This window comes from Pseudomonas extremorientalis, assembly GCF_024584605.1.
Lineage (GTDB): Bacteria > Pseudomonadota > Gammaproteobacteria > Pseudomonadales > Pseudomonadaceae > Aquipseudomonas > Aquipseudomonas extremorientalis.
The window spans coordinates 4,135,548-4,159,225 of sequence record NZ_CP089519.1 but is presented as its reverse complement, the minus strand read 5'-3'; the positions used below and the strand labels follow the sequence as shown (position 1 = coordinate 4,159,225).

Annotated in this window: 20 protein-coding genes; 14 read left to right on the top strand and 6 right to left on the bottom strand. The window is 61.0% G+C overall.

Features of this window, described 5'->3' with window-relative positions; translation table 11 throughout:
- The first annotated feature begins 598 nt into the window (after positions 1-598).
- Both LUU92_RS18615 and LUU92_RS18610 read left to right on the top strand, forming a co-directional pair.
- Positions 599-1,342, top strand: coding sequence for an ABC transporter permease (locus LUU92_RS18615; RefSeq protein WP_257102453.1), 744 nt, complete (start codon positions 599-601; stop codon positions 1,340-1,342).
- On the top strand, positions 1,342-2,052 hold the full coding sequence (locus tag LUU92_RS18610) for an AAA family ATPase (RefSeq protein ID WP_257102452.1): 711 nt from the start codon (positions 1,342-1,344) through the stop codon (positions 2,050-2,052). The genes LUU92_RS18615 and LUU92_RS18610 overlap by 1 nt, the downstream gene beginning before the upstream one ends.
- A gap of 9 nt (positions 2,053-2,061) precedes the next feature.
- On the opposite strand, the gene LUU92_RS18605 is transcribed toward LUU92_RS18610, so the two are convergent.
- The 3 genes from LUU92_RS18605 to pmrG all read right to left on the bottom strand — a co-directional run bounded on the left by LUU92_RS18605 (position 2,062) and on the right by pmrG (position 6,089).
- Positions 2,062-3,582, bottom strand: coding sequence for an ArnT family glycosyltransferase (locus LUU92_RS18605; protein WP_257102451.1), 1,521 nt, complete (start codon positions 3,580-3,582; stop codon positions 2,062-2,064).
- A complete protein-coding gene (arnT, locus tag LUU92_RS18600) occupies positions 3,582-5,237 on the bottom strand; it encodes a lipid IV(A) 4-amino-4-deoxy-L-arabinosyltransferase (protein ID WP_257102450.1) in 1,656 nt (551 codons plus the stop codon). Before arnT ends, LUU92_RS18605 begins: the two co-directional genes overlap by 1 nt.
- 174 nt (positions 5,238-5,411) lie before the next feature.
- Positions 5,412-6,089: a lipopolysaccharide core heptose(II)-phosphate phosphatase PmrG gene (pmrG, locus tag LUU92_RS18595; RefSeq protein WP_257103866.1), complete on the bottom strand. Its 678-nt coding sequence runs from the start codon at positions 6,087-6,089 to the stop codon at positions 5,412-5,414.
- 275 nt (positions 6,090-6,364) lie between these two features.
- Between pmrG and LUU92_RS18590 the strand changes: the two genes are divergently transcribed.
- From LUU92_RS18590 to LUU92_RS18565, 6 genes are all read left to right on the top strand, one after another.
- Entirely contained in the window at positions 6,365-7,033 is a 669-nt protein-coding gene (locus LUU92_RS18590) for an ABC transporter ATP-binding protein (RefSeq protein ID WP_071492127.1), read from the top strand.
- A 1-nt stretch (position 7,034) separates the two neighbouring features.
- Positions 7,035-9,497, top strand: coding sequence for an ABC transporter permease (locus LUU92_RS18585; RefSeq protein ID WP_257102449.1), 2,463 nt, complete (start codon positions 7,035-7,037; stop codon positions 9,495-9,497).
- Positions 9,487-10,548 (top strand): lipocalin-like domain-containing protein, encoded by a 1,062-nt coding sequence (locus LUU92_RS18580; RefSeq protein WP_257102448.1) that lies wholly within the window; start codon positions 9,487-9,489, stop codon positions 10,546-10,548. Before LUU92_RS18585 ends, LUU92_RS18580 begins: the two co-directional genes overlap by 11 nt.
- Before the next feature lie 137 nt (positions 10,549-10,685).
- Positions 10,686-11,681, top strand: a complete 996-nt coding sequence (locus LUU92_RS18575; protein WP_071492124.1) for a hypothetical protein — start codon at positions 10,686-10,688, stop codon at positions 11,679-11,681.
- Between the two features lie 2 nt (positions 11,682-11,683).
- On the top strand, positions 11,684-12,064 hold the full coding sequence (locus tag LUU92_RS18570) for a hypothetical protein (protein ID WP_071492123.1): 381 nt from the start codon (positions 11,684-11,686) through the stop codon (positions 12,062-12,064).
- Positions 12,065-12,178: 114 nt separating this feature from the next.
- Positions 12,179-13,690 (top strand): hypothetical protein, encoded by a 1,512-nt coding sequence (locus tag LUU92_RS18565; RefSeq protein ID WP_071492122.1) that lies wholly within the window; start codon positions 12,179-12,181, stop codon positions 13,688-13,690.
- A 60-nt stretch (positions 13,691-13,750) separates the two neighbouring features.
- On the opposite strand, the gene LUU92_RS18560 is transcribed toward LUU92_RS18565, so the two are convergent.
- Together LUU92_RS18560 and LUU92_RS18555 are read right to left on the bottom strand one after the other, a co-directional pair.
- Positions 13,751-14,848, bottom strand: a complete 1,098-nt coding sequence (locus LUU92_RS18560) for an SMP-30/gluconolactonase/LRE family protein (protein ID WP_071492121.1) — start codon at positions 14,846-14,848, stop codon at positions 13,751-13,753.
- Positions 14,845-15,522, bottom strand: coding sequence for a sterol desaturase family protein (locus LUU92_RS18555; protein ID WP_257102447.1), 678 nt, complete (start codon positions 15,520-15,522; stop codon positions 14,845-14,847). The genes LUU92_RS18560 and LUU92_RS18555 overlap by 4 nt, the downstream gene beginning before the upstream one ends.
- 294 nt (positions 15,523-15,816) lie before the next feature.
- Between LUU92_RS18555 and LUU92_RS18550 the strand changes: the two genes are divergently transcribed.
- From LUU92_RS18550 to LUU92_RS18525, 6 genes are all read left to right on the top strand, one after another.
- Positions 15,817-16,740, top strand: a complete 924-nt coding sequence (locus LUU92_RS18550) for a substrate-binding domain-containing protein (protein WP_071492119.1) — start codon at positions 15,817-15,819, stop codon at positions 16,738-16,740.
- A gap of 63 nt (positions 16,741-16,803) precedes the next feature.
- Positions 16,804-18,312: a sugar ABC transporter ATP-binding protein gene (locus tag LUU92_RS18545; RefSeq protein ID WP_071492118.1), complete on the top strand. Its 1,509-nt coding sequence runs from the start codon at positions 16,804-16,806 to the stop codon at positions 18,310-18,312.
- A complete protein-coding gene (locus tag LUU92_RS18540; RefSeq protein WP_071492117.1) occupies positions 18,278-19,270 on the top strand; it encodes an ABC transporter permease in 993 nt (330 codons plus the stop codon). Before LUU92_RS18545 ends, LUU92_RS18540 begins: the two co-directional genes overlap by 35 nt.
- 28 nt (positions 19,271-19,298) lie before the next feature.
- Positions 19,299-20,378: an alcohol dehydrogenase catalytic domain-containing protein gene (locus LUU92_RS18535; RefSeq protein WP_071492116.1), complete on the top strand. Its 1,080-nt coding sequence runs from the start codon at positions 19,299-19,301 to the stop codon at positions 20,376-20,378.
- Positions 20,379-20,380: 2 nt separating this feature from the next.
- A complete protein-coding gene (locus LUU92_RS18530) occupies positions 20,381-21,913 on the top strand; it encodes an FGGY-family carbohydrate kinase (RefSeq protein ID WP_071492115.1) in 1,533 nt (510 codons plus the stop codon).
- Complete coding sequence (locus tag LUU92_RS18525) at positions 21,914-22,639, top strand: SDR family oxidoreductase (RefSeq protein ID WP_071492114.1); 726 nt, start codon at positions 21,914-21,916, stop codon at positions 22,637-22,639. It abuts the gene before it with no gap.
- Here the strand turns inward: LUU92_RS18525 and LUU92_RS18520 are convergent.
- A complete protein-coding gene (locus LUU92_RS18520; RefSeq protein WP_071492113.1) occupies positions 22,636-23,640 on the bottom strand; it encodes a LacI family DNA-binding transcriptional regulator in 1,005 nt (334 codons plus the stop codon). The two genes, LUU92_RS18525 and LUU92_RS18520, sit on opposite strands and share 4 nt — an antisense overlap.
- Positions 23,641-23,678 lie beyond the last annotated feature (38 nt).

The following is a 23,678-nucleotide window of genomic DNA, read 5'->3' as shown; positions in this document are numbered from 1 at the left end:
TTCACGTCTGTAGGAATAAGTTCCGTTTTGCAAGATATACCTGCGGTGGTGTTGGATTTTTCGATTATTTGGATAGTTTCTAAGGTGTTAAATTTACATGGATTGATTTTTTGAAGCACGGTTGGTGAGGGGCCTGATATTTTTGGCAATGGTTGATCTTCCGAAGTTCGTGAGTGAAATTTCCTAAATCTAGTAGTTATATTTCCCGCATAAGATTTTTATTGTTGTTGCGATATTCTCACGCTGGGCTAGATTTGGTTTTATTGCTTGATGAAGGGCAGCTCAAAGTCAATGTATGCACAAAGCTGGAGATTTGAGATGAACAGTGAAGTGTTCGGAGCGCTTGTTTATAGTTTCGAAAGTGAAGAAAGTTTCAACCCGTACGCCGGTAATGCAGGTGCGTCAGGCATTCAAGGCGGGTGCGGTGGTAATGGAGGATGTGGTGGGGCGGCAGGTATAATGGGGTAGGTGGGGCCTGCCATAACTCCATAATAGAGCCTTCATCGACAGAAAAGTAAATTCAGTATTCACAGAAGCTTGAGTCGTCGATGCTCAGCTCTAGACTAGGCATGATGGTCCCGTTTTCGTGAGGTCAATCATGGACTTTTATTTCGTATCGAGGCCGGCTTTGCTAGCGGCGTTATTCATAAAAGAACAACTCAGAGAACCTGTTGCATTATTTTGGACAGTGGTATCTCCAGTGGTTACCTATTATTTGCTTACCTACGCGCGTGCGCCACTGAGTGGTGAGGCCGTGGATTACCTGTCGAAGACTTCATGGTTTTACGCCTTTGTTTCCTCAAATGTTGCACTGTTCGGGCTTGCCTTTTACATAGTTGGTCGAAGGGAAAGTGGTTTTCTTCGGTCTTTTGTTTACACGGATCGTACGAAGGTTGTTTTTTTGATTGGGCAGTTTTCTGCATATTCAGTTGTTTCAATATTGTATTGCTCCGTATTTTATATGCTCACCCGAATTTTTTCAGGGGAGTTTGATGTCGCGGAGTATCTTGTGATCGTAGGGCGATTTTATGTTTGCTTTCTTCTTTTTTCTATACCCGCGCTGTTGCTGACGCTTGTCCCATTAGGCTTTCAAAATGCGAGTACCCTCTTTTCAATTTTGTCCCTTACGATGTTGGCTCTCGGGATCATCAGTATGGGTCCAGTGAGTCCCGCCTTAGCTATTGCCGGTTTTTTTAACCCGATGTGGTGGGCGAATAAGATTATGTTGGACGGCGTGGTTGAATGCGGTTTGGTTTTCTGGGTTGTTGTCATTTCACTTGTGTTTTTGTTTTTAGTGATGTGTCGTTATTTATTAATTAATCCTGTTTGGAGTCGTTATTGATGGCAAGGCTTCTCGTAGACTCTCTTGACGTCAGGTATGGAACTCATATCGTGTTTCATAAGGCTTCTCTGACAGTCACCGCCGGCTCCATATCAGGTCTTCTTGGCCCAAACGGCTCCGGCAAAACCACCTTTTTTGATGTGCTGTGCGGCCTGAAGAAAAGAGAGGGTGGTGAAATAAGCAGCGCCTTTTCCAAGCTGCTGTACCTGTCACAGATCATCAGCACACCCCCTGTATTTCGCATGTTCGACATCTTCAAAATGACCATGCTGTTTTGCTCCGACACCCGGGTCACCCAACAACATGCACTCGATAAAATCGAAAAATGGAGCCCCGGCATCGCCGATCGGTATTGCGAGATCTGGAACAAAAAATCTGCGCTCTGCAGCTATGGAGAGAAACGCTGGTTTTTTACGTTGTCGTTGCTCTGTGCCAACGCGGACCTGGTGATACTGGATGAGCCCACCGCGGGTGTGGATCCAGAGTTTCGTTATCACATTTGGCGCTGTCTGGAGGGGGCAGCGGCAGAGGGTGTCGCGGTCTTGGTTTCATCACATAACGTCGATGAGATCGTCGCCCATTGCGATGATTTTTATATGCTGAGCCAAAGGCGATTCAACCGGTTCACTGACGCGCAAGGCTTCATGGACGCGTACGACGCCCAAAGCCTGGATGAGGCATTTATCCATGCCGCCAGCAAAAAAATGTAAGACCGCCGTCTATTTGGGCACTGGAACGAACGCCACGCTGCCGTCCTGGCGTTTTTGAAACATTCGCTCGCCGTTGTCCGGCTGGGTGGTGATGACCTGGTGATCCGCGCCCAGGTAGGCCAACGGTGTCGGGTCGTCCTTGGAATACTGCGCGACGATGATCGTGCGCTGCGGGTCGAAGGCCTTGCCGCTGGTTTTCTGCAACCAGGCCATGAACGCTGCGCTGTCGCCCTGGCGCGGGAAGTCCTGGGACTCGGCCACGTAGTAGAACGGCTTGCCACCGTTTTGCAGGTACATCGGCACCTTGTTGTCCACTTCCACCAGCACCAGTTGCCACTCCTCCCACGGCGCGCTTTTGACGGCTTCAGTGCGCACGTCCTCGGCCAAGCGGGTGACGCCGCCATTGCCGTTGCTCCATGGATAGGCCACGCCAATGACCAGCAGCATCAACACCGCGGCGCAGGCGAACCCTTTGTACCAGCGCGGTCGGCTGGCGGGCCTGGCTTGCAGGCGTTCGCTGAGCCACCAGGCGCCGAGCAACTGGGCGAAGGGCACCAGTGGCAACACGTAGTAGCTGCGCCGGCTGCCACTGGCGGTGAAGAACACAAACAACAGGCCCAGGCCCCACACCAGCCATCGCACGTTGGGCGGGGTCTGGCGCCAGTGCCGCAGCGCCAGCCGCAGGCCGAGCAGCCAGCACGGCAGCCACGGCAGGGTGTAGGCGGGCAGGTAGATCAGGTAGGTGTAGATCGGCCCCATGTGGTCGAAGGGGTCGAAGAATCGCACCACGTTTTCGCGGAATACCAGGGCCAGGCCGCTTTGCCCATAGGTCGGCGCACCGTAGACATGCGACAGCACGAACGGCACGGCATACACCGCGGCGGCGATCAGCAGGGCGAGCACCAGGCGCAGGTTGAGATGCTGCTTGTAGCGCTGCTCGCCGAGCAGGTGCGGCAGCAGGACCAGGCCTGGCAGCACAAAGCCGATCAAGCCCTTGAACAGCGAGGTCACGGCGAGCAACAGGAAAAACACGGTATAGCGACCCAGCCGGGTGTCCTCTGGTCCACGCCAGTACCACCAGACCGCGGCCAGCACGCCACACACCGTCAGCACATCCGCCGTGGCCACCCGCGCCCAGAACAGAAAGTAGAAGGTGGTGGCGAGCATCCAGCCGGCGATCAGCCCGGTGCCTTTGCGCATCAGTTGCTCACCGAGCAGGTAGACCAGCCACACGCTCAGCCAGGCGCCGATCACCGAGGGCAAGCGCAGTGACCACGGCCCGAGGCCACCCATCAGGTGGGCCGTGGCGGTGATCAGCCAATAGGAAGGCAGGGGCTTGTCATAATAGGGCGCGCCCTTGAGGTAGGGGTCGAAGTAATTTCCGCTCTGCAGCATCTGCAAGGCGATGTTCGCCCAGCGGGTCTCCGGGCCCCACAGGTCGCGTGCGCCGAGGCCGGTGAGCAGCAGCAGCGCGGTAACGCCCAGCAATAGCAGCAGGGCGCCGCGCTCGGTCTTCCACAACGTCGTCATCAGGGCAGGCTCGGGTAGATGATCAGCTCGAGATAACCCTTGTAGTAACGTTTTCCGCCGGGCGGCAGTTGCCCGGCTTCGCGCATTTCACTGGTGCTGTTGACCCGCAGCAGCACGCCCACCGAGCCGTGCTGGCGCGCATCCTTGAGCCAGGCCTGGACTTCCTCCAATTCCACCTTGCGGTGCACCGAGCCTGCATACTGCAAGCCGTAGCGCAGCTCGCCCTCGGTGTCGTACAGCGACACTTGCGGGCGTTTCAGGCGCCAGGCCAGGGCGCTGGCACTGCCCAGGTCGTTGCTGAGCAGGGCTTGGGTCTGTTGCAATTCGTCCAGGTGTTCGAGCACAAATTGGTCGGGCATTTCGTTGTCCGCGATCCACGACGGCATGCTTGCCGGCAGCAGGATCACCAGAACGCCGATACCCATTGCAGGCATTGCCCACAGCGTCAACGGGCGAATCACTTGCAGCAGGTTGGCCAGAATCCACACCAGCAACACGATGAACGCCAGGGACAGGCTGAACATCTCGGCGTGACTGTTGCTGTACAGCGGCCGGGCGATTTGCAGGTAGATCAGGCCGATCATGGCCGCCATGCCGATCACGAAGTTGAACAGGCCATTGAAGCAGATGGTGCGGGCTTTGCCCTGCTTCACCAGGTCGGTCAGCGTATGACCCATCAGCAAAGCCAAGGGCAGCAGGCACGGCATGATGTAGGTCGGCAGCTTGCCTTTGCTCAAACTGAACAGGCCCAGGGGCAGCAGTAGCCATAACGCCAGGAAGGTAATCGCCGGCTGGCGTTTTTCCTGCCAGGTCTTGTGCAGGGCGGACGGCAGCAGCCCGGCCCACGGCAGGCTGGAAACGGCGATGATCGGCAGGAAGAACCACCATGGCCGCACATGCTGGGCGTTGTCGGCGCTGAAACGGCGAATGTGTTCATTCCAGAAAAAGAAGCGCCAGAAGTCGGGTTCCTGAAGATGGATGGCCAGCACCCACGGCAGGCCCACCAATACCGCGACCGCCATCGCCAGCGGGCCATAACGCAGCAGCTCTCCCAGGCGGCGTTGCCAGAGCATGTATGGCACGGCAATCAGCACCGGCAACACCAGGGCCAGGAAACCCTTGGTCATGAAACCCATGGCGCAGGCGAGGCCCACGATGACCCAGGCCCCGAGGCGGCCGCGCAGTGTGGTGCTGTCGAGCGCAAACCACAGGGCTACCAGACTCAGGTTGACCCAAAGCGTGAATTGCGGATCGAGGTTGGAGTACCCCGCCTGCCCGGCGACCAGGCCGAAGCTCAGGTAGAGCAGGGCACAGGCGAAGCTCTTGCGCGGGTCATTCCACAGTCGACGGGCGATCAGGTAGGCCAGCAGCACGCTCAAGCCCGTGGTCAGCGCCGAAGCGATGCGCACGCCGAACAGGTTCTGGCCGAAGACCGCCTGGCCCAGGGCAATCAACCAGTAGCCGCCTGCGGGTTTTTCGAAGTAGCGGATGCCCATGAAGTGCGGCGCCACCCAGTTACCGCTCTGGAGCATTTCCTGGCTGATCTGGGCGTAGCGGGTTTCGTCCGGGATCCACAAGCCATGCAGGCCCAGGGGCAGCAGGTAAAACGCAACGAAGGCCAGCAATAACACCGGCAGGGGTTTTAATCGGGTCATGCAAACGTCGCTCCCTGACGCTCAGTGATGTAGGTTTCAAGTTGTGAATTAATAGTTGGAAAAGTCACAGCGTTCACGCAATTGCAGAAAATATTCATGATGTCCTTATTTAAAAGGCGCAACTAAACATGCCAGAACAGGGCTGTCTTTTTGCTGAACAGGGCGAGGGGTAAGTTAGTGAGTCTGTTTTAGCGCGGCGGGCCAATCCGGGTTGTTGACGATGCCCAGGATCTTCAATTTGCCGTTGGGCAACGCCTGCACGAACAACGCGCTGCCATATTCGGGGAACGCGGCATGGGGGAAGCCCTGGGTTTTTTCGAAGTCGGCGATGCAACCACTGTGGGTGACGAACACCAGGTTGCGTCCGGGGGTCTTTTGACTGAGCAATTCCTCGCCCATGGCCGTGCCGCAGATGGCCTGTTGGCCCGAGGTCAGCTCGTTTTTGTCGAACATGAAACGCAGGGTCTGCGCCGTGCGGATAGCCGGGCTGGCAAGCACATCGCTGGTGTCCATCCCCATGGATTTAAAGGCATTGCCGAGCTTTTCGGCCTGTTGGCTGCCGTGCACTGTGAGGCCTTCCACCGGGCCCAGGCATGGGTTGGTGGAGCGGTCGCAGCGCTCTTCATGGCGCACCAGTACGATCAGGTCGCCGTCGCGCCACAGCGGCATCACTTGCGAGGTCAGCAGGCGGTTGCCGATGCCCAGGTCCCGTGGCGACGCCGGCCAGAACAGGCTGCAAACCAGCAGCAGGCCAACCACCGCAAGTCCCAGCCAGAGTCGTTGCAAACGCTTGAAAAAGTCCCGGGGCGAGCGCGGTTTGGTCAGGGTAAGGTCAACCACTTCATTCACCATGGGCATTGTTGGCAGTGTTGTATTAGTTAGGTGCAACGTTTTAGCGAATGTCCTTAGTGGGACCAGAGGCTGTCACACGACGGCTGTCTTTTCGCTGAACACCTTGCATGTAAAAAGTTGTGAAAAAGGGCAACTAACAAGTTGCCGACAAGTGATGCTTGGTGGGTAATTTAAAGAGGCGCGGGTGGGCAGCCGGTGAAATCCATGTGAAAAATTTGCGTGGCCTTGGGCGGTAGCCGTTATTCTCGATGGCCGCCCATCAAACGAGTGTTGTCATGTTGCAGGTGCAAGGTGTGACCAAAAGCTATGCCACCCCCCAGGGGCCTTTGGCAGTGTTGGCCGGTGTCGATCTGCACCTGGGCCGGCGCAGCAGCCTGGCGCTGATGGGCGAGTCGGGCAGCGGCAAGAGCACCTTGCTGCACCTGGTGGCCGGGCTCGACCGTGTGGATGGCGGCAGCATCCGGGTGGGCGAGCAGCGCCTTGACCAACTGAGCGAAGCGCAACTGGCCCATTGGCGACGTACCGAAATCGGTCTGGTGTTCCAGCAGTTCAACCTGATCGGCAGCTTGCCGGTCGAGGATAACCTGGCGTTCCAGGCGCGGCTGGCGGGGCGCTTTGACCCGCAGTGGCAGGCGCAATTGGTCGAGCGCCTGGGCCTGGGGGATTTGCTCAAGCGCTACCCGGAACAACTCTCCGGCGGCCAGCAGCAACGGGTGGCGGTGGGGCGCGCATTGGCGTCACGCCCGGGCCTGTTGTTGGCCGACGAGCCCACCGGCAACCTGGACGAGGCGACCAGCGACGAAGTGCTGCAACTGTTGCTGGACCTCTTGCGCGACAGCCCCACCAGCCTGTTGATGGTCACCCACAGCCCGCGCATCGCTGCACGACTGGACCGGCAGGTGGTGTTGCAGCGTGGGCGCGTCCTAGCCGCAGGCGCCGCCTGAGATGGCGGTATTTCAGTGGACTTTGCGCGCATTGCTCAGCCACTGGCGACGGCATCCCGTGCAGTTTTTCAGCGTGCTCACCGGCCTCTGGCTGGCCACCGCGCTGTTGATTGGCGTGCAAGCCCTCAACAGCCAGGCGCGAGACAGCTATGCCCGCGCCAGCCAATTGATCGGCGGCGAACCCCAGGCCAGCCTCGGTGCGCCGGACGGGGCGAGTTTCCCCCAGGCGGTCTTCGCTCAATTGCGCCGCGCTGGCTGGCCGGTGTCTCCGGTGGTACAGGGGCGGGTGCAGCTCAAGGGGCAGGAGGATGTACGCCTGCAGTTGATGGGCATCGATCCGTTGTCGTTGCCCGGCAGCGGCGCCGTGGCGGGGCAGCGCTTGAGCCAGGCGCAGATGCTCGCGTTTTTTGATCCGCCGGGGCGTACCTGGATCGCGCCGCAGACCTTGCAGGTCTTGGGGCTGCGCGAAGGCCAGCAACCGACCACTGTGGGCGGCCGCACACTGCCGCCATTGCAAGCCCAACCAGACATGGCGCCCGGCCTGTTGCTCACCGACATCGGTTTTGCCCAGCCTGTGCTGGATATGTCTGAGCGCCTGTCGCGGCTGCTGGTGGACAAGCCATTCGCCGCCAGCCAACCCACGCCGCCCGCCGGGTTGCAACTCAAGCAAGGCGAGGACAATAACCTCGCTCGCCTCACCGAAAGCTTTCACCTGAACCTCGACGCGTTGGGCTTCCTGTCCTTCGTGGTGGGGCTGTTCATCGTGCATGCCGCCATCGGCCTGGCCCTGGAGCAACGGCGCGGGCTGCTGCGCACGTTGCGCGCGTGTGGGGTCAGCGTGCGCCTGCTGATTGTGAGCTTGAGCGTGGAATTGGGCGTGCTCTCGCTGCTCGGTGGTGTGCTGGGCGTCGCCAGCGGCTACTTGTTGGCCAGTCTGCTATTGCCCGATGTGGCCGCCAGCCTGCGTGGCTTGTATGGCGCTGAAGTACCGGGACAGTTGAGCCTCAGCCCGTGGTGGTGGGGCGCGGGGCTGGGCTTGAGCCTGCTCGGTGCGGTGCTCGCCGGTGCCGGCAGCCTGTGGCGGGCGGCGCGCCTGCCCTTGCTGGCGCTGGCCAACGCACAGGCCTGGCATGAAGCTCACGGGCGCTGGTTGCGTCGTCAAGCGTGGGTGGCCGCGGCTGCGTTGCTGATCGCCGTGCTGGCGCTGTGGCTGGGTAACAGCCTGGCTGCCGGCTTTGTACTGATGGCGGCATTGCTGCTTGGCGCCGCCCTGGGGTTGCCGGTGCTGCTCAACGGCCTGCTCAAGGCCGTGTTGGGGCGTAGCCGTTCGGTGCTCGGCCAGTGGTTTCTCGCCGACTGCCGCCAGCAGTTGCCGGCCTTGAGCCTGGCCCTGATGGCGCTGCTCTTGGCCCTGGCCGCGAACATCGGCGCGGGCTCCATGACCTCGGGTTTTCGTCATACCTTCAACAACTGGCTGGAGCAGCGCCTGACTGCCGAGTTGTATCTCAACCCACAAAGCCCTGCCCAGGCCGAACAACTCGGCACCTGGCTGGCGCAACAGCCGTTAGTGCAGGCCGTGCTGCCCACCTGGCAGGTCGCCGTGCAAGTGCAGGGCTGGCCGGCGGACCTGTTTGGCGTGGTCGACGATCCCACCTACCGTCAGCATTGGCCGCTGCTGGAGGCCACGAGCGAACCCTGGGACCAGTTGCAGAAGGGCAACACCTTGATGCTCAGCGAGCAACTGGCGCGCCGGCTCGGGGTGAAACTGGGCGATGCCGTGAACATCCCCACGCCCCAGGGTGTGTGGTCGCCGAAGGTGGTGGGGATTTACGCCGATTACGGCAATCCCAAGGGGCATGTGCTGGTCAACTCACAACATCTGCTGGCGCACTGGCCGACGCTGTCACCGGCGCGTTTCAACCTGCGGGTGTCACCGTCGGACGTGGCGCCGCTGGTACGTGAGGTGCAGCGCGCCTTTGTCCTGGACGACAGCCGTATTGTCGATCAAGAACAACTCAAGGGCTGGTCGAGCCAGGTGTTCGAGCGCACCTTCGCCGCCACCGCTGCCCTGAACAGCCTGACCTTGGGCGTGGCCGGCGTGGCGTTGTTCATCAGCCTGTTGACCCAGAGCCAGAGCCGCCTGGGCCAGCTCGCACCGCTGTGGGCATTGGGCGTCACGCGTCGGCAATTGATGCTGCTCAACCTCGGCCAGACCTGGCTGCTGGCGGTGCTCACATTGGTGCTGGCCGTACCGCTCGGCCTGCTGTTGGCGTGGTGCCTGGATGCGGTGATCAACGTGCAGGCGTTTGGTTGGCGCCTGCCATTGCAGGTGTTCCCGTGGCAGCTGGCGCAATTGCTCGGGCTGGCGATGCTGGCGACCCTTCTGGCGTCGGCCTGGCCGTTGTGGCAGTTGTACCGCAGCCGTCCTGCGGATTTGTTGAGGACGTTTGCCCATGAAGATTAAGCCCCTGTTGGTGGCGTGCCTGTTACTGGCTGCTTGCGACAAAGTGCCTGCGCCACAGGAAAGCTTTGCCGGCCTGGGCAGCGACGCGGCGGACTTTGCCCAGGTGGTACCGGGCAAGGTGTTCAGCTTCCCCGAGGATCATGGCCCCCATGCGGACTTCCGTATCGAATGGTGGTACGTCACGGCCAATCTCAAGGACGCGCAGGGCAATGTATTTGGCGTGCAATGGACGTTGTTTCGCAATGCACTCAAGGCCGGTCCGGTGCAAGCAGGCTGGCATGACGCCACCGTGTGGCTCGGCCACGCGGCCGTCACGTCTGCCACCCACCATTACGCCGCCGAGCGTTACGCACGCGGTGGCGTCGGCCAGGCCGGGGCCCAGGCAGTGCCGTTCAACGCCTGGATCGATGATTGGAATTTCGCCACCCGCCCGGGTGCACTGGGCGCCTTGTCGGACATGCAACTCAAGGCCAGCGGTGCGCAATTCGCCTACGACCTGCACCTGACATCCAGCCGTCCATTGGTGCTGCAGGGCGACAGCGGTTACAGCCGCAAATCCGACCAGGGCCAGGCCTCGTACTACTACAGCCAACCGTTTTTCAGCGCCAGCGGCAGCGTCAGCCTTGATGGCCGGGTGTATCAAGTCAGCGGCCCGGCCTGGCTCGACCGCGAATGGAGCAGCCAACCGCTGACCGCCAGCCAGACCGGCTGGGACTGGTTTTCCCTGCACCTGGACCGGGGCGAGCAATTGATGTTGTTCCGAGTACGGCAAACCGATGGCGCGTCCTACCTGACCGGCACCTGGATTGATCGCGAGGGCCATACACAAACCCTGCACAACGCGGATATCCAACTGACGCCGCTGGAAACGACGGCCATAGAAGGGCGCAAGATCCCCACCCGCTGGTCGCTGAAAATCCCCGGCAAGCAGCTGGATATCACTACGCAAGCAGTCAACCCGAATGCCTGGATGAACCTGAGTATCCCGTACTGGGAAGGCCCGGTGCAGTTCGAGGGTGGGGTGGGTTACCTGGAAATGACCGGGTATTAGGATTGTTTCCGTAGGCTGTATTTCTTTGCTGCGTAGGCAGCTTCCCAAATGTAAATCGCCCCCCCTGGACGTGTGTCCGGGGCCTAGGCGCTTGCTTATATTTCGACGCCATCTTCATTGCTCACCGGATGTGAGGCATGGCGCAAAGCTTTATCAACGACCGCGCGACGGACTATCAGAGCTTGAAAAACCGACTGATGGGCGGTGCCCCGGGCCGCCAGCGTTCCGCTCATTTTGACGTGCTGAATAGACACCTGCGCCCCGGTTTGGTGGCGCCGGGACAACTGGTGATTATTCCCGACAGCCACAGCGTGAATTGCTCGGTCGAGGAGGCCTGGTTGATGCGGCATGCCGAGGAGGTAAGTCGTCACTTGCAGAGGCGTGCAGCGGTCGGTACGGAGGTGATCGACAACTATGACTTGCTGCAGAGTTTCATGGCGAAGGGCTCGGTAGGCATCGGCAGTGCGACGTCGGCCTGGGCGCGACATCTGGATGACGTGGCGCAGACGCTGGAGGAGATCGAGCGGTTGCATCAGCGCTTGAAGGACGGTGCGTTGGACAGGACGGCGTTTATCCAGCGGCGCCAGGCGTTGTTCCGGCGGTTGGAGGTGCAACTGCAAGGCGCGGCGCGGTTGGGGACGGGGTTGCAGGGTAATGAGTCGTTGAAAAAGGTGTTGGGCCTGTCGACCAAGAGCTATCTGCATAAAGGTGAGATTGCGGGGTATGCGAAGCGGATGCGGGAGATTGCGCAGATGTCGAAGTGGTTGGGTAAAGGGACTTATGTGGGGCTGGCGCTGGACGTGGGGGTGGCGGGGTTGGAGATCAGGGAGGCATGTGTGGCGGGGCGGGAGGCGCAGTGTAGAAGGGCGAAGTATGTGGAGGCGGGGAGGTTGGCAGGTGGAGTCTCAGGAGCTGCCTTTTTCGGAAGAATCGGTGCAGGAGCCGCTCGTAGGGCATGCACAATGTTCCTAGGCATTCGCATGAAGGGAACAGGTGAACTCGCCTGCGGAATTATCGGAGGCTCAGCGGGAGGGTATGTGGCAGGTGATAGGGTCGGTAGTGCTGGGGCGCTTTTGGGAGGAAAGATCATGGACGCCGATGGGGATTTGATATTCCTACCTGAGGGAACCTAACCATGGATTTTTTTCTCATCTACTCCATCGTGTTGTTTGTCGGGACGTTTGTTGTCTTGGGACTGATGATTTTTGCGGAATATGCAAAGCTCGATGAGGTGGAAAGTTATTTCCGTCAGAACGAAAGGGTCCTAGACAATAAGCGATTTTGGAAGCGAAACCAGTGGATCGACAGGCAATATCGCATGTTGCTTATTTCCGAGTTCTTCTCAGACTCAAAGCGCCATGTGGAGGCCGGTATTGTGACGGAGGCTGAATTAGCGTCAGTTCCTTTGGCGCTCAGGCGTTGGATGGTGTGGCCTTATAAAGTTGGCTATATCTGGGCCTTCGGTACAGCTATCTGGAGCTTCTGGCGCTGGTGGTGCGACATCCCCACTCCATAGAAATTGAAATTTCTTCAAAAAAATACTGTACATCCATCCAGTCATATCCTACATTCCATCCCAGGTGACCGGACGTCACCTGAGCTTCACTTTTTAACTATGGATGGATAAAAAATGAAATCGAAAAAAGCCTTTATGCTGGGCGCGGCCATGGCGGCCTCCTGCTTCGTTTCGGCCTTCGCCCTGGCCGAGCAATACCCTCACCTGGCTGCACAAGCCGTTCAAACTGACATCAAGCAAAGCCTCAAAGCCGCCGGTATAGTGCCGGCCACCAAGGCCCCAGCGACGCTCAAGCAGCAACTCAAAGCGGGTGCTCAACTGAAAAAACCGGCGTTCGCCGCCAAGGCCCAGGCCGATTCGGTGGTGGAAGATCATGCCGCTCCGGCGCCGGTAACCCAGGTCAAGAAAGCCGATGCCCAGGCAGCGGCCGCCGTGCAGGCGGCACTGGTCCAGGGCTGTGAAACCACGCTGGATGTGAACCAGTTGTACACCATCAATGGCGTACAGACCGGTGACCTGCTGTGCTACCACTTCAACCTGCCACAGAAGGCGCGCATCAACGCGTTGCTGGTGGGTCAGACCGCAGGCACCGACATGTCGTTGACCCTGTTCCAGGACGATGGTCAAGGCAATCCGCTCCCGCTGGGCACCTCCAATAATCCAGGCACGGGCGATGAAAGCCTGAGCGGGGTGGTGCCTGCCGGTGACTACTACTGGTTCATGGAAGCCAACGCAGCGGTGCAGGGCTCCAGCTTCCAGTTCGGTGTGGCGGTGGATGCCAACATCGATGCCTATGAACCTAATGACACGCCCGACACGGCGTTTCAACTGCCGGATACCCTGAACTACATCAAAGGCAACGCTGACAGCCTAGACGATGTCGACTACTTTGATTTCACGGCGGTCCGTGGCCAGAGCGTAGGCATAGCCCTGACGGCCGACGCGGCCAGTGGCAGCACCCGTAACAAGTGGATCCTTGAGCGTTTCGATGGCAGCCAGTGGGTCACCGTGGGTGCGAATGTCGTGTCGACGTCGATCCCGAACCCGGGTGTCGGTGGGGTAGTCAAGGTGCGTGTTCGTCCGAACCAACACCCGAATGAGCCTTGGAGCGCAACGGGCAAATACAACCTGTCCTTCGGTTCCAACCCTCGGGTCAACAGCCCTGATGTAAAAGGCGAAGGCAACGTGTTGCGCATCCCTTACTCCGCGTCCGACGTGGGGTATGGCTACATGACCACCCAGGCCTATCGCGACCTGACCTGGACCATGGGGCTGTCGGACAGCACCGGCGCACCGCTGGTGGGGCTGCACCCGATCGTCTACCTCGACCAGCACATCAACCCCGACACCGGTGCTATCGTCTACAAAGGGTATTCGGCGGCTACCAACAGTGCCGGTCAGGCGAGTGGCACGATCAACGTGGGCACCTGCTTCGGTGACTTCCAGACCACCTTTGTCGACTACGCCCAGGGCTACAAAAACACTTGGCGTACCGACTTCAACTACGGGGTATGGCGCATGGAAGTGCTGGAATACCCAGGTATCGGCGTCGGTGGTGATAACACTGAGTTCGTCAGCTTTGGCCATCTGTGCAAGCAGACCCTGCTCAGCAGCACCAAGAGCTAAGCGTGTTTAACCAGTAACCACCAGGGCATACAGGCCGCGCGCCTGTATGCCCTTTTTGCGTCAGGGCGCCAACGCCTGTGCCAACGGCAACCGCGCCATGCTCGTGCCCTTCAACGAGCCCAGGTACAACCACTCGCCATATTCCCGAGCGGTAGTAATGGGCGAGTAATTCCCCGCGCTGCCATCCTGCAAATTGGCAATCACCTTGCCTTGCGTATCCAACCCCAGCACAAAGGCTTTGCGCTCGATCGGCTTGGGCACCACCATCAACGCCCGCACCATCACTTTGCGCAGCAAGGGGTAGCCGGCGAAGCTGTCCAGCAACGGGTTACGCGGTGAATACAGTGCTACCCAGAAACGGTCCTGGCCGTTGAAACTGAGGTTGTCCGGCAGGCCGGGCAGGTTGTCGATAAACAGGTCATGGCTGCCGGCACGTTCGCCCTTGAGCCAATACCGGCTGATGCGATAGGCGCCGGTCTCATTGACCAGTACGTAATGTTCATCCGGGCCCAGGGCCACGCCATTGGCGAATTGCAGCTGGTCGAGCAGCACCTCGGTGGTGCCGTTGCTGAAGTCATAGCGCAGCAACCGGCCATCGCCACCATGCTCGATCACCGCTTCGCCGTCCTGGCCGTAACCCCAGCGGCTCGATGCATCACTGAAGTAGGCATAACGCCCGCTGGCGTCCACGGTGACGTCATTGGTGAAACCGAAGGGGACGTTATTGGCACCCGTGCTCAAGGTAGTGAGTTGGCGGTTTGCATCCAGGGCGAGCAGGCCCTTGATGCCATCGGCAATGATCAAGCGCCCATCCGGGTGCAGCGCCAGACCCAGGGGCCGCCCGCCGGTGTCGGCCAGCACCTCCAGGCTGCGGCTGTCGGGCGCGGTGCGGATGACGCGCCCGTCATGCAGGCCGCTGATCAGATAACCCTGTGCATCCAGCAGCAACGCCTCTGGCCCGGCGATGTCCTGGGCGCCGATCTTCTGCACGCCCTTGAGGCGCTGGTTTTCGGCGTAGGGGCCGTCCTTCATCGACGGTGGCTTGGGCGGTGTCCAGTTCACCGGTTGCACTTTGGTGGGCATCAGCAGCAAGAAGACGATCACCAGCAGAAACAGTACAAACAACAGATGACGCAGTTTTTTGGGACGGGTACTCATGACGATTCCTGGTTGTCGTGGGGGCCCGGCTCCCAGTACAGGGTGCCGAACAGGTAATCCATCAGCGGGAGGACGATATTGAAATTGCGCCCCTGCATCAGCTCACGGCGGTGATGCAGGGCGTGCAACTGGTGCATCTGGCGGATCCACGGCAGGCGTGCCACCGGGTGGTCGGCGGGCAGGTGCTCACAGGCGTGAAACAATTCGTAAAGCAAATACCCGAGGATCATGCACCCGGCGAACAGGCCGGCGACGTTGGGGCTCAGTTGCTTGATCAACCACCACGCGGGCAGTGTGATCGCCAGGCTGTGCAACACGATCAGCCAGGCCGGGAACAGGATGACGCGCCAGTCCCGGGGGCTGTCGTAGGTCATGTGGCCGGGGGTGAAAAAGCTGTGGTGATCGCCAGTATGGCGCGCATAAAACAGACGGGCCAAGGCGTGTTTGTGGTGGCCAAGGTGGCGGTGCACCAGGTAGATACACAGGTTGAAGAACACCAGCGTCGCCGGCACGGTCAGCCATTGCAGAGCAGTAATGTGATGTGTCGATGACCAGGCCAGGCTGATGCACACAATGCCGTAGCCGAACACGAAACCGGCGTGAAGCCAGGGGTTGTAGTGGGGCGCGACGTGGGCGCGGTAACGGGCGCGAAAGGTCTCGGTGGGATGGGCCATGGCGGGCAGCTCGGTATTTTTTATTGGAGGCTGAGCTTAGTTGGTACTCAAGATTGTGCGAGGTTTTGTGGTGCACACATGAACACGTGTGGGAGGGGGCTTGCCCCCGATGGTGGCGGGTCAGTCACTTACATCGCCAACTGACACTCCGCCATCGGGGGCAAGCCCCCTCCCACATTCCGACCGAAGCCGACCAGTGGCCCCTTGCGTCACGCGAATTTCCTTGTTAGCTTCTCGCAAAATGTTAACGATAACATTTGCTCTAACAATAAAAACAAAACAGAGAACCACGCCATGAAAATGCTCCCGAAAACCCTGTGTTTATTGGCTGTAAGCATCACCCTCGGCACCGCTGCCCCTGCTTTTGCCGACGCCGCCAAGCCGATCCGCATCGGCGCGTCCTTCCAGGAAATCAACAACCCCTATTTCGTCACCATGAAAAACGCCCTGGAAGAAGCCGGGGCGAGCATCGGTGCGAAACTGATCATCACCGACGCCCGCCACGACGTGTCCAAGCAGGTCAGCGACGTCGAAGACATGCTGCAAAAAGGCATCGATATCCTGCTGATCAACCCCACCGATTCGGTCGGCGTGCAATCGGCCGTCAAATCCGCCCATGCCGCCGGTGTGGTGGTTGTCGCGGTCGATGCCCAGGCGGATGGCCCGCTGGATTCCTTTGTCGGTTCGAAAAACTTCGACGCCGGCTTCCAGGCCTGTGAATACCTGGCCAAGAGCATCGGCGACAAAGGCAACATCGCCATCCTCGACGGCATCGCCGTGGTGCCGATCCTGGAGCGTGTGCGCGGTTGCAAGGAAGCCGTGGCCAAGCACCCGGCCATCAAGATTGTCAGCATCCAGAACGGCAAGCAGGAGCGCGACCAGGCGCTGACCGTCACCGAAAACATGCTGCAGGCGCAACCGACGCTCAACGGTATTTTCAGCGTGAATGACAACGGCTCCCTCGGCGCACTCTCGGCCATCGAAGCCAGCGGCCTGGACGTGAAACTGGTCAGCGTCGACGGCGCGCCGGAAGCGATCAAGGCGATCCAGAAGCCGGGCAGCAAGTTCATCGCCACCTCGGCGCAATACCCCCGCGACCAGATCCGCCTCGCCCTGGGCATTGCCCTGGCCAAGAAGTGGGGCTCGCAAGTGCCGGCCACCATCCCGGTGGACATCACCTTGATCGACCGGGACAAGGCCAAGGATTTCAGCTGGTAAATCACCCAGGCCCCACGCCGTCCGTGGGGCTTGCGGTCTCCTTCTGAATACGAGGTCGGCGGTATGAGCAGTCTTCTGAAGCTTGAAAATATCTGCAAGCGTTACCCGGGCGTACAGGCCCTAAAGTCCATCAACCTGCAGGTCGAGCGCGGCGAGATCCATGCCTTGCTCGGCGAAAATGGCGCGGGCAAATCGACCCTGATGAAGATCCTCGGCGGCGTCGAGCATCAGGACGAAGGCCAGATCCTGATCGATGGCCAGGCCCGGCAGTTCGCCACCTACCGCGATGCAATCGCCGCTGGCATCGGCATCGTGTTCCAGGAATTCAGCCTGATTCCCTACCTCACGGCAGTGGAAAACATCTTCCTCGGCCATGAGCTCAGCAACCGTTTCGGCCTGCTGCGCAAGCGCGAAATGGTCGAGGCCAGCGAGGCCTTGTTTAAGCGCCTGGGCGTGGCCATTGACCTGCAATGCGCAGTCAAGCACCTGAGCGTGGCCGAGCAGCAGTTTGTCGAAATCGCCAAGGCCCTGGCCCTGGATGCGCGCCTGCTGGTGCTCGACGAACCCACCGCCACCCTCACGCCCAGCGAAGCCGAGCTGCTGTTCGAGATCATGCGCGAGCTCAAGCGCCAGGACGTGGCAGTGATATTCATCTCCCATCACCTGGAGGAGATTTTCCAGGTGTGCGACCGCATCAGCGTGTTGCGCGACGGCGGCAATGTCGGCGTCACCGAGGTGGCCGACAGTGACATCGACCGCCTGGTCGAGATGATGGTCGGGCGGCGCCTGGAATGCAGTTTTCCGCCCAAACCGAGCGGCGCACGCGGCCCGCTGTTGCTGGAGGTCAGGGACATCCAGCTGGTGCGCAACGGGCCCCGCAACAGCTTCCAACTGCACAAGGGCGAGATCCTCGGTTTTGCCGGTCTGGTCGGCTCCGGTCGCACCGAACTGGCGCTGGGCATGATGGGTGCGCTGCCGTCGGTGAGCAAAGACGTGTGGCTGCGCGGTGAGAAAATCACCCTCGATGACCCGGCGCAAGCGCTCGCCCACGGCATCGGCCTGCTGCCGGAAAGCCGCAAGAGCGAAGGGCTGATCACCGATTTTAGCATTCGTGAAAACATCTCGCTGAACAACCTGCCCAAATACCAGAACGCTTCGGGCCTGATCGACAAGGCCAGGGAAAGCGCCAGCGTCGAAGACCTGATGCGTCAGCTGTCGATCAAGGCCCCCAGCGGCGAAAGCCGGGTGTTCAACCTCAGTGGCGGTAACCAGCAGAAGGTGGTGATCGCCCGCTGGATCAACCACCACTGCGACGTGCTGGTGTTCGACGAACCCACCCGTGGCATCGACGTGGGGGCCAAGGCGCAGATCTACGCGCTGATGCGCAGCCTCACCGAACAGGGCTACGCAATCATCATGATTTCCTCCGAGTTGCCGGAAGTCATCGGCCTGTGCGACCGCGTCGCCGTGTTTCACAAGGGCGCCATCGTCAAGGTACTCGAAGCGTCCGCCGTCAATCCTCAAGAGGTCATGCGCCATGCAACAGGGGGCTCAAGTGAATACGTCCATTAACACCGTCGACAGCAGTCGGCTGCGCCTGAACCTGGCGCGGCTGGTGCGCTCGCCGGCGTTCTACCCGTTCGTGGGGCTGGTGGTGGTGACCCTGGTGATGATCCTGGCCAGCGACACCTTCCTCACCGCCAGCAACCTGTCGAACATCGCCCGCCAGGTGTCGATCAACGCGATCATCGCGGTGGGCATGACCTGCGTGATCCTCACCGGCGGCATCGATCTGTCGGTGGGGCCGGTGATGGCGTTGTCCGGTACGCTCACCGCCGGGTTGATGGTCGCGGGCCTGCCGCCGGGCCTGGCGATTGGCGCGGGGATGTTGATCGGCGTGGCCTTCGGCGTCGGCAACGGCCTGTTCGTCGCCTACCTGCACATGCCGCCGATCATCGTGACCCTTGCGACCATGGGCATCGCCCGGGGCCTGGGCCTGATGTACACCGACGGCTACCCGATTTCCGGGCTGCCGGAGTGGTTCGGCTTCTTTGGTCGCCAGAGCCTGTTTGGCATCGAAGTGCCGATCCTGATCATGCTGGTCACCTACGCCGCCGCCTATGTGCTGCTGCAACACACGCGCATCGGCCGCTACATCTACGCCATCGGCGGCAATGAAGAAGCGGTGCGCTTGTCCGGCGTGCGCGCCGCGCGCTTCAAGTTGCTGGTGTATGGCATCAGCGGCCTGACGGCGGCGATTGCCGGGCTGGTACTCACCTCACGCCTGATGAGCGGCCAGCCGAATGCCGGCGTGTCGTTCGAGCTGGATGCGATTGCCGCCGTGGTACTCGGCGGCGCGTCGATTGCCGGCGGGCGCGGGGTGATCGTTGGCACTTTGCTCGGCGCCATGCTGCTCGGCGTGCTGAACAACGGCCTGAACATGCTTGGCGTTTCACCCTACGTCCAGAGCGTGATCAAGGGCGGGATCATTTTGCTGGCGATTTTCATCAGCCGTCAGCGCCACAAATAAACTCCTAACAAGCACAGGACTCCACACCATGGACAAGCACACCGACATGCAAGCCGTCGTCTGCCACGGCCCCAAGGACTATCGCCTGGAACGCATCGGCAAACCCCAGGCCCGCGTCAACGAACTGGTGATCCGCATCGCCGCCTGTGGCATCTGCGCCAGTGACTGCAAGTGCCACTCGGGCGCCGCGATGTTCTGGGGCGGCGACAACCCCTGGGTCAAGGCGCCGGTGGTACCGGGGCACGAATTTTTTGGTTATGTGGTGGAAGTGGGCGAGGGCGCCGCCGAGCACTTTGAGGTCGCGGTCGGCGACAAAGTGATCGCCGAGCAGATCGTGCCCTGTGGCAAGTGCCGCTTCTGCAAATCCGGCAAGTACTGGATGTGCGAAGTGCACAACATCTTCGGCTTCCAGCGTGAAGTGGCCGAAGGTGGCATGGCCCAGTACATGCGCATTCCCAAGACCGCCATCGTGCACAAGATTCCCGAGTCGGTGTCGCTGGAAGACTCGGCGCTGGTGGAGCCGATGGCCTGCTCGATCCACACCGTCAACCGTGGCGATATCCAGCTCGATGATGTGGTGGTGATCGCCGGTGCCGGCACCCTCGGCCTGTGCATGGTCCAGGTCGCCGCGTTGAAGACCCCGAAGAAACTGGTGGTGATCGACATGGTCGACGAGCGCCTGGAACTGGCGAAGCAATTTGGCGCCGACGTGGTGATCAACCCGGCCCGCGACAACGCCCGCGAGATCATCAATGGCCTCACCGACAACTACGGTTGCGACGTCTACATCGAAACCACCGGCGTACCGGCCGGTGTCACCCAGGGCCTGGACCTGATCCGCAAGCTCGGGCGTTTTGTCGAGTTCAGCGTGTTCGGCGCCGAGACCAGCGTCGACTGGTCGATCATCGGCGACCGCAAGGAACTGGACGTCCGCGGCGCGCACCTCGGCCCCTATTGCTACCCGATCGCCATCGACCTGTTCGAGCGCGGCCTGGTCACCTCCAAAGGCATCGTCACCCATGACTTCCCGCTGGACGACTGGGCCGAAGCCTTCGAGCTGGCCAACTCGACCAAGTCGATCAAGGTGCTGTTGAAGCCGGTGGTTTGAGGATGAATTACGTGATGGGGGTCGACATCGGAACCCAGAGCACCAAGGCGCTGCTGGTGGATGGTCACGGCACGATCATCGCCCAGCACAGCCAGGGGTATCGCGTGGATACCCCGAAAGTGCGCTGGGCCGAACAATGGCCGCAGGTCTGGCTGGACGCGGTCGAGATCTGTGTGGCGCAGTGCATGGCCAAGGCCGGCGTGGCGAAAGACCAGGTCAAGGCGTTGTGCATCAGCAGCCTGTACGGCGGCTCGGGGATTGCGGTGGATGCGCAGCTCACACCGGTGCACCCGTGCCTGATCTGGATGGACCGCCGCGCCGGCGAGCAGGTGGCCTGGGTGCGTGAGCATGTGGACCTGGAGCGCCTGTACGAGGTGACCGGCAACGCGGTGGACAGCTACTACGGTTTCACCAAGATGCTCTGGCTCAAGCAGCACCAGCCCGAGGTGTGGGCGAAAACCCGCTACCTGCTGCCACCGAACAGCTACCTCAACTGGTGCTTCACCGGTGAGTTGGCGGTGGACCACAGCAGTGCCGGCAACATCGGTGGCGTCTACGACGTGAAGACGCGTGGCTGGTCTGGCGAAATGCTCGATGCATTGGGCATACCGCCGGCGATGATGCCGGAGCGCCTGGTGTATTCCGGGGAGGTCGTCGGTGGGTTGCTGGAGGGGTGGGCTGCGCGTCTGGGCCTGCAGGCGGGGACACCGATCCTGGCCGGTGGCGTCGATGCGGCCATGGCAACCTTGGCGGCGGGAGTGACTCAACCAGGCAATCATGTGGCAATGATCGGCACCAGCATGTGCTGGGGGTACCTCAACCAGCAGGTGGATGCACACCATGGCCTGGTGAGCATGCCCCACGTCTACAACGGCCACCGCGACCTGTATATCTTTGGCGGTGCGATCACCGCCGGGGCTTCGGTGAGCTGGTTTCGCGAGCAGTTCTGCCAGGCCGAAGAGCAGCAGGCCAAGGCCAGCGGCCAGGACAGCCTGGCGTTGCTGGAACAGCGTGCGACGCATATCCCGGCGGGCAGCGAAGGGTTGTTGTTCCTGCCCTACCTGATGGGTGAGCGCAGCCCGGTGTGGGACGACCGCGCCAGTGGCAGTTTTGTCGGCTTGAACCTGTATCACAGCAGAATCCACCTGTACCGCGCAGTGCTGGAAGGGGTGAGTCTTGCCCTGCGGCACAACATCGAAGCGGGCACGCGCGGCGCGCATTCCCTGGACCCGCGCTTGATCGTGGTGGGCGGGGCGAGCCATTCGGACCTGTGGATGCAGATCATCGCGGACGTTACGCGGTATCCGGTGTACACCATCGTGCAGGAGGTTGAGGCGGCGTTGGGCGCGGCGTTGCTGGCGGCACATACGGTGGGGTTGGTGAGCGATGGGGAGATGGACAAGGGCTGGGTACAGCTGGAGTTGCGAGCCGAGCCCAAGGCGGAAAATGTCGAGGCGTACGACCGTGCGTTCGGCGAATACCTGGAGCTGTATCCGGCCCTGAAACCGATCATGCACAGCCTGCAGGATAACTGAATGAACGCAGCCTTCGACTTCACCCATCACCGCATCCTCGTCACCGGCGCCAGCAGTGGCATCGGCCGTGAAATCGCCTTGCAACTGATTGCCAGCGGCGCCGATGTGTTTGCCCTCGGCCGCGACGCCCAAGCCTTGGCCGAACTCGGCTGCCATAGCCTCTGCCTGGACATCGCCGACAGCGCCGCCCTCGACAATGCCCTGCAAGACCTGCCGCCGCTGCACGGCCTGGTCAACTGCGCGGGTATCTCGCGCCTGGAGCCCGCCGCTGCCATCAGCGCCGAGGCGTTCGACCAGGTGATGCAGGTCAACGCCCGCGCCGCCGCGCAGGTCGCCAGCCGCGTGGCGGCAAAAATGATCGAAGCGCAGATCGCCGGCAGCATCGTCAACGTCTCCAGCCAGGCGTCATTGGTGGCGCTGGACGATCACCTTGGCTACTGCGCCTCCAAGGCGGCGCTGGATGCGATCACCCGTGTGCAATGCGCCGAGTGGGGCCGCTTCGGCATTCGCGTCAACAGCGTCAACCCCACGGTCACACTCACGCCGATGGCAGCCATGGCGTGGTCCGCGCCGGCCAAGCGCGACCCGGCGCTGGCGGCAATTCCCTTGGGGCGGTTTGCTGAAACTGCGGAAGTGGCCCTGCCGGTGCTGTTCCTGCTGAGCCGCGCGGCCAGCATGATCAGCGGCGTCAGCCTGCCCATCGACGGCGGCTATACCAGCCGCTAGCCGTTTTCCAACTGGCCGGCGATGACCACCTTATCCCGGAGCTTGCCCGGGTCTTCGAGACGGTCAAGCAGCAGGCGTACCGCGCTGCTGCCGGCCAGGGACGCGTCGTGGGCCACGCAGGCGATGGGTACGCCGAAAATATCGGCGAAGGGCAGGCGGTCGATGCCGCAGATGGTCAGGCTGTCGTGGGGGATATTGTGCATGCGCAGCGCACGCAGGGCGCCGAGGGTGATCAACTGGTTGAACCCCATGATCGCGTCCGGCGCCGAGTGTTCGGCCAGGTAGTCGAGGGTGTGCAGGTAGGACGGCATCAGCGTGTAGTCGCCGGCCTGCACTTCGACCTGCACCTGCGGGTGTTCGGCCAGCACTTCACGCAGGCCTTTGAGGCGCTCCACAGTGATGCGTGAATGTTCGGGGCCGGTCAGCACCAGCAGGCGCCTGAGGTCGGGCGTCTGGCGCAGCAGGTAGTGCGCGGCCTGGATGCCGCTGTGGTAGTTGTCGAGCACCACGCGGCTGAACGGACTGTCGTGGATCGTGCGGTCGAGCAGCACCACCGGGGTCTTGCCGTTGGCCAGGCGTTCCAGGTAGTCGGGCTGGTAGCCCGGCTCATCCGAGACCGGCGACAGGATGATCCCCGCCACGCGGTAGCCCAACAGGGTGTCCACGGCCTTGCTTTCCAGTTCTTCCAGCTCATCGGTGTCCACCAGCATGATGGTGTAGCCGTGCTGCTTGGCCTCGCGGGAAATTGCCTTGATCATTTCGCTGTAGAACGGGTTGTCTACCGAGGCGGTGATCACGCCGATGATCAGGCTTTCGCTGCGCTTGAGGCCGCGGGCGAATGCGTTGGGCACATAGTCCAGCTCCCGCGCCACTTCGAGGATGCGCGCCAGGGTGGCCGGCTTGACCAGGTCAGGTTTGCTCAGCGCCCGGGACACCGTGATGGTGGTCATGCCGACCTGTTTGGCGATGTCGCTGATGGTGACGGACTTTTTCTTGTTCATCGGTAAGGCTGCAAAAGGAAACACCCGCAGGCTAGCAT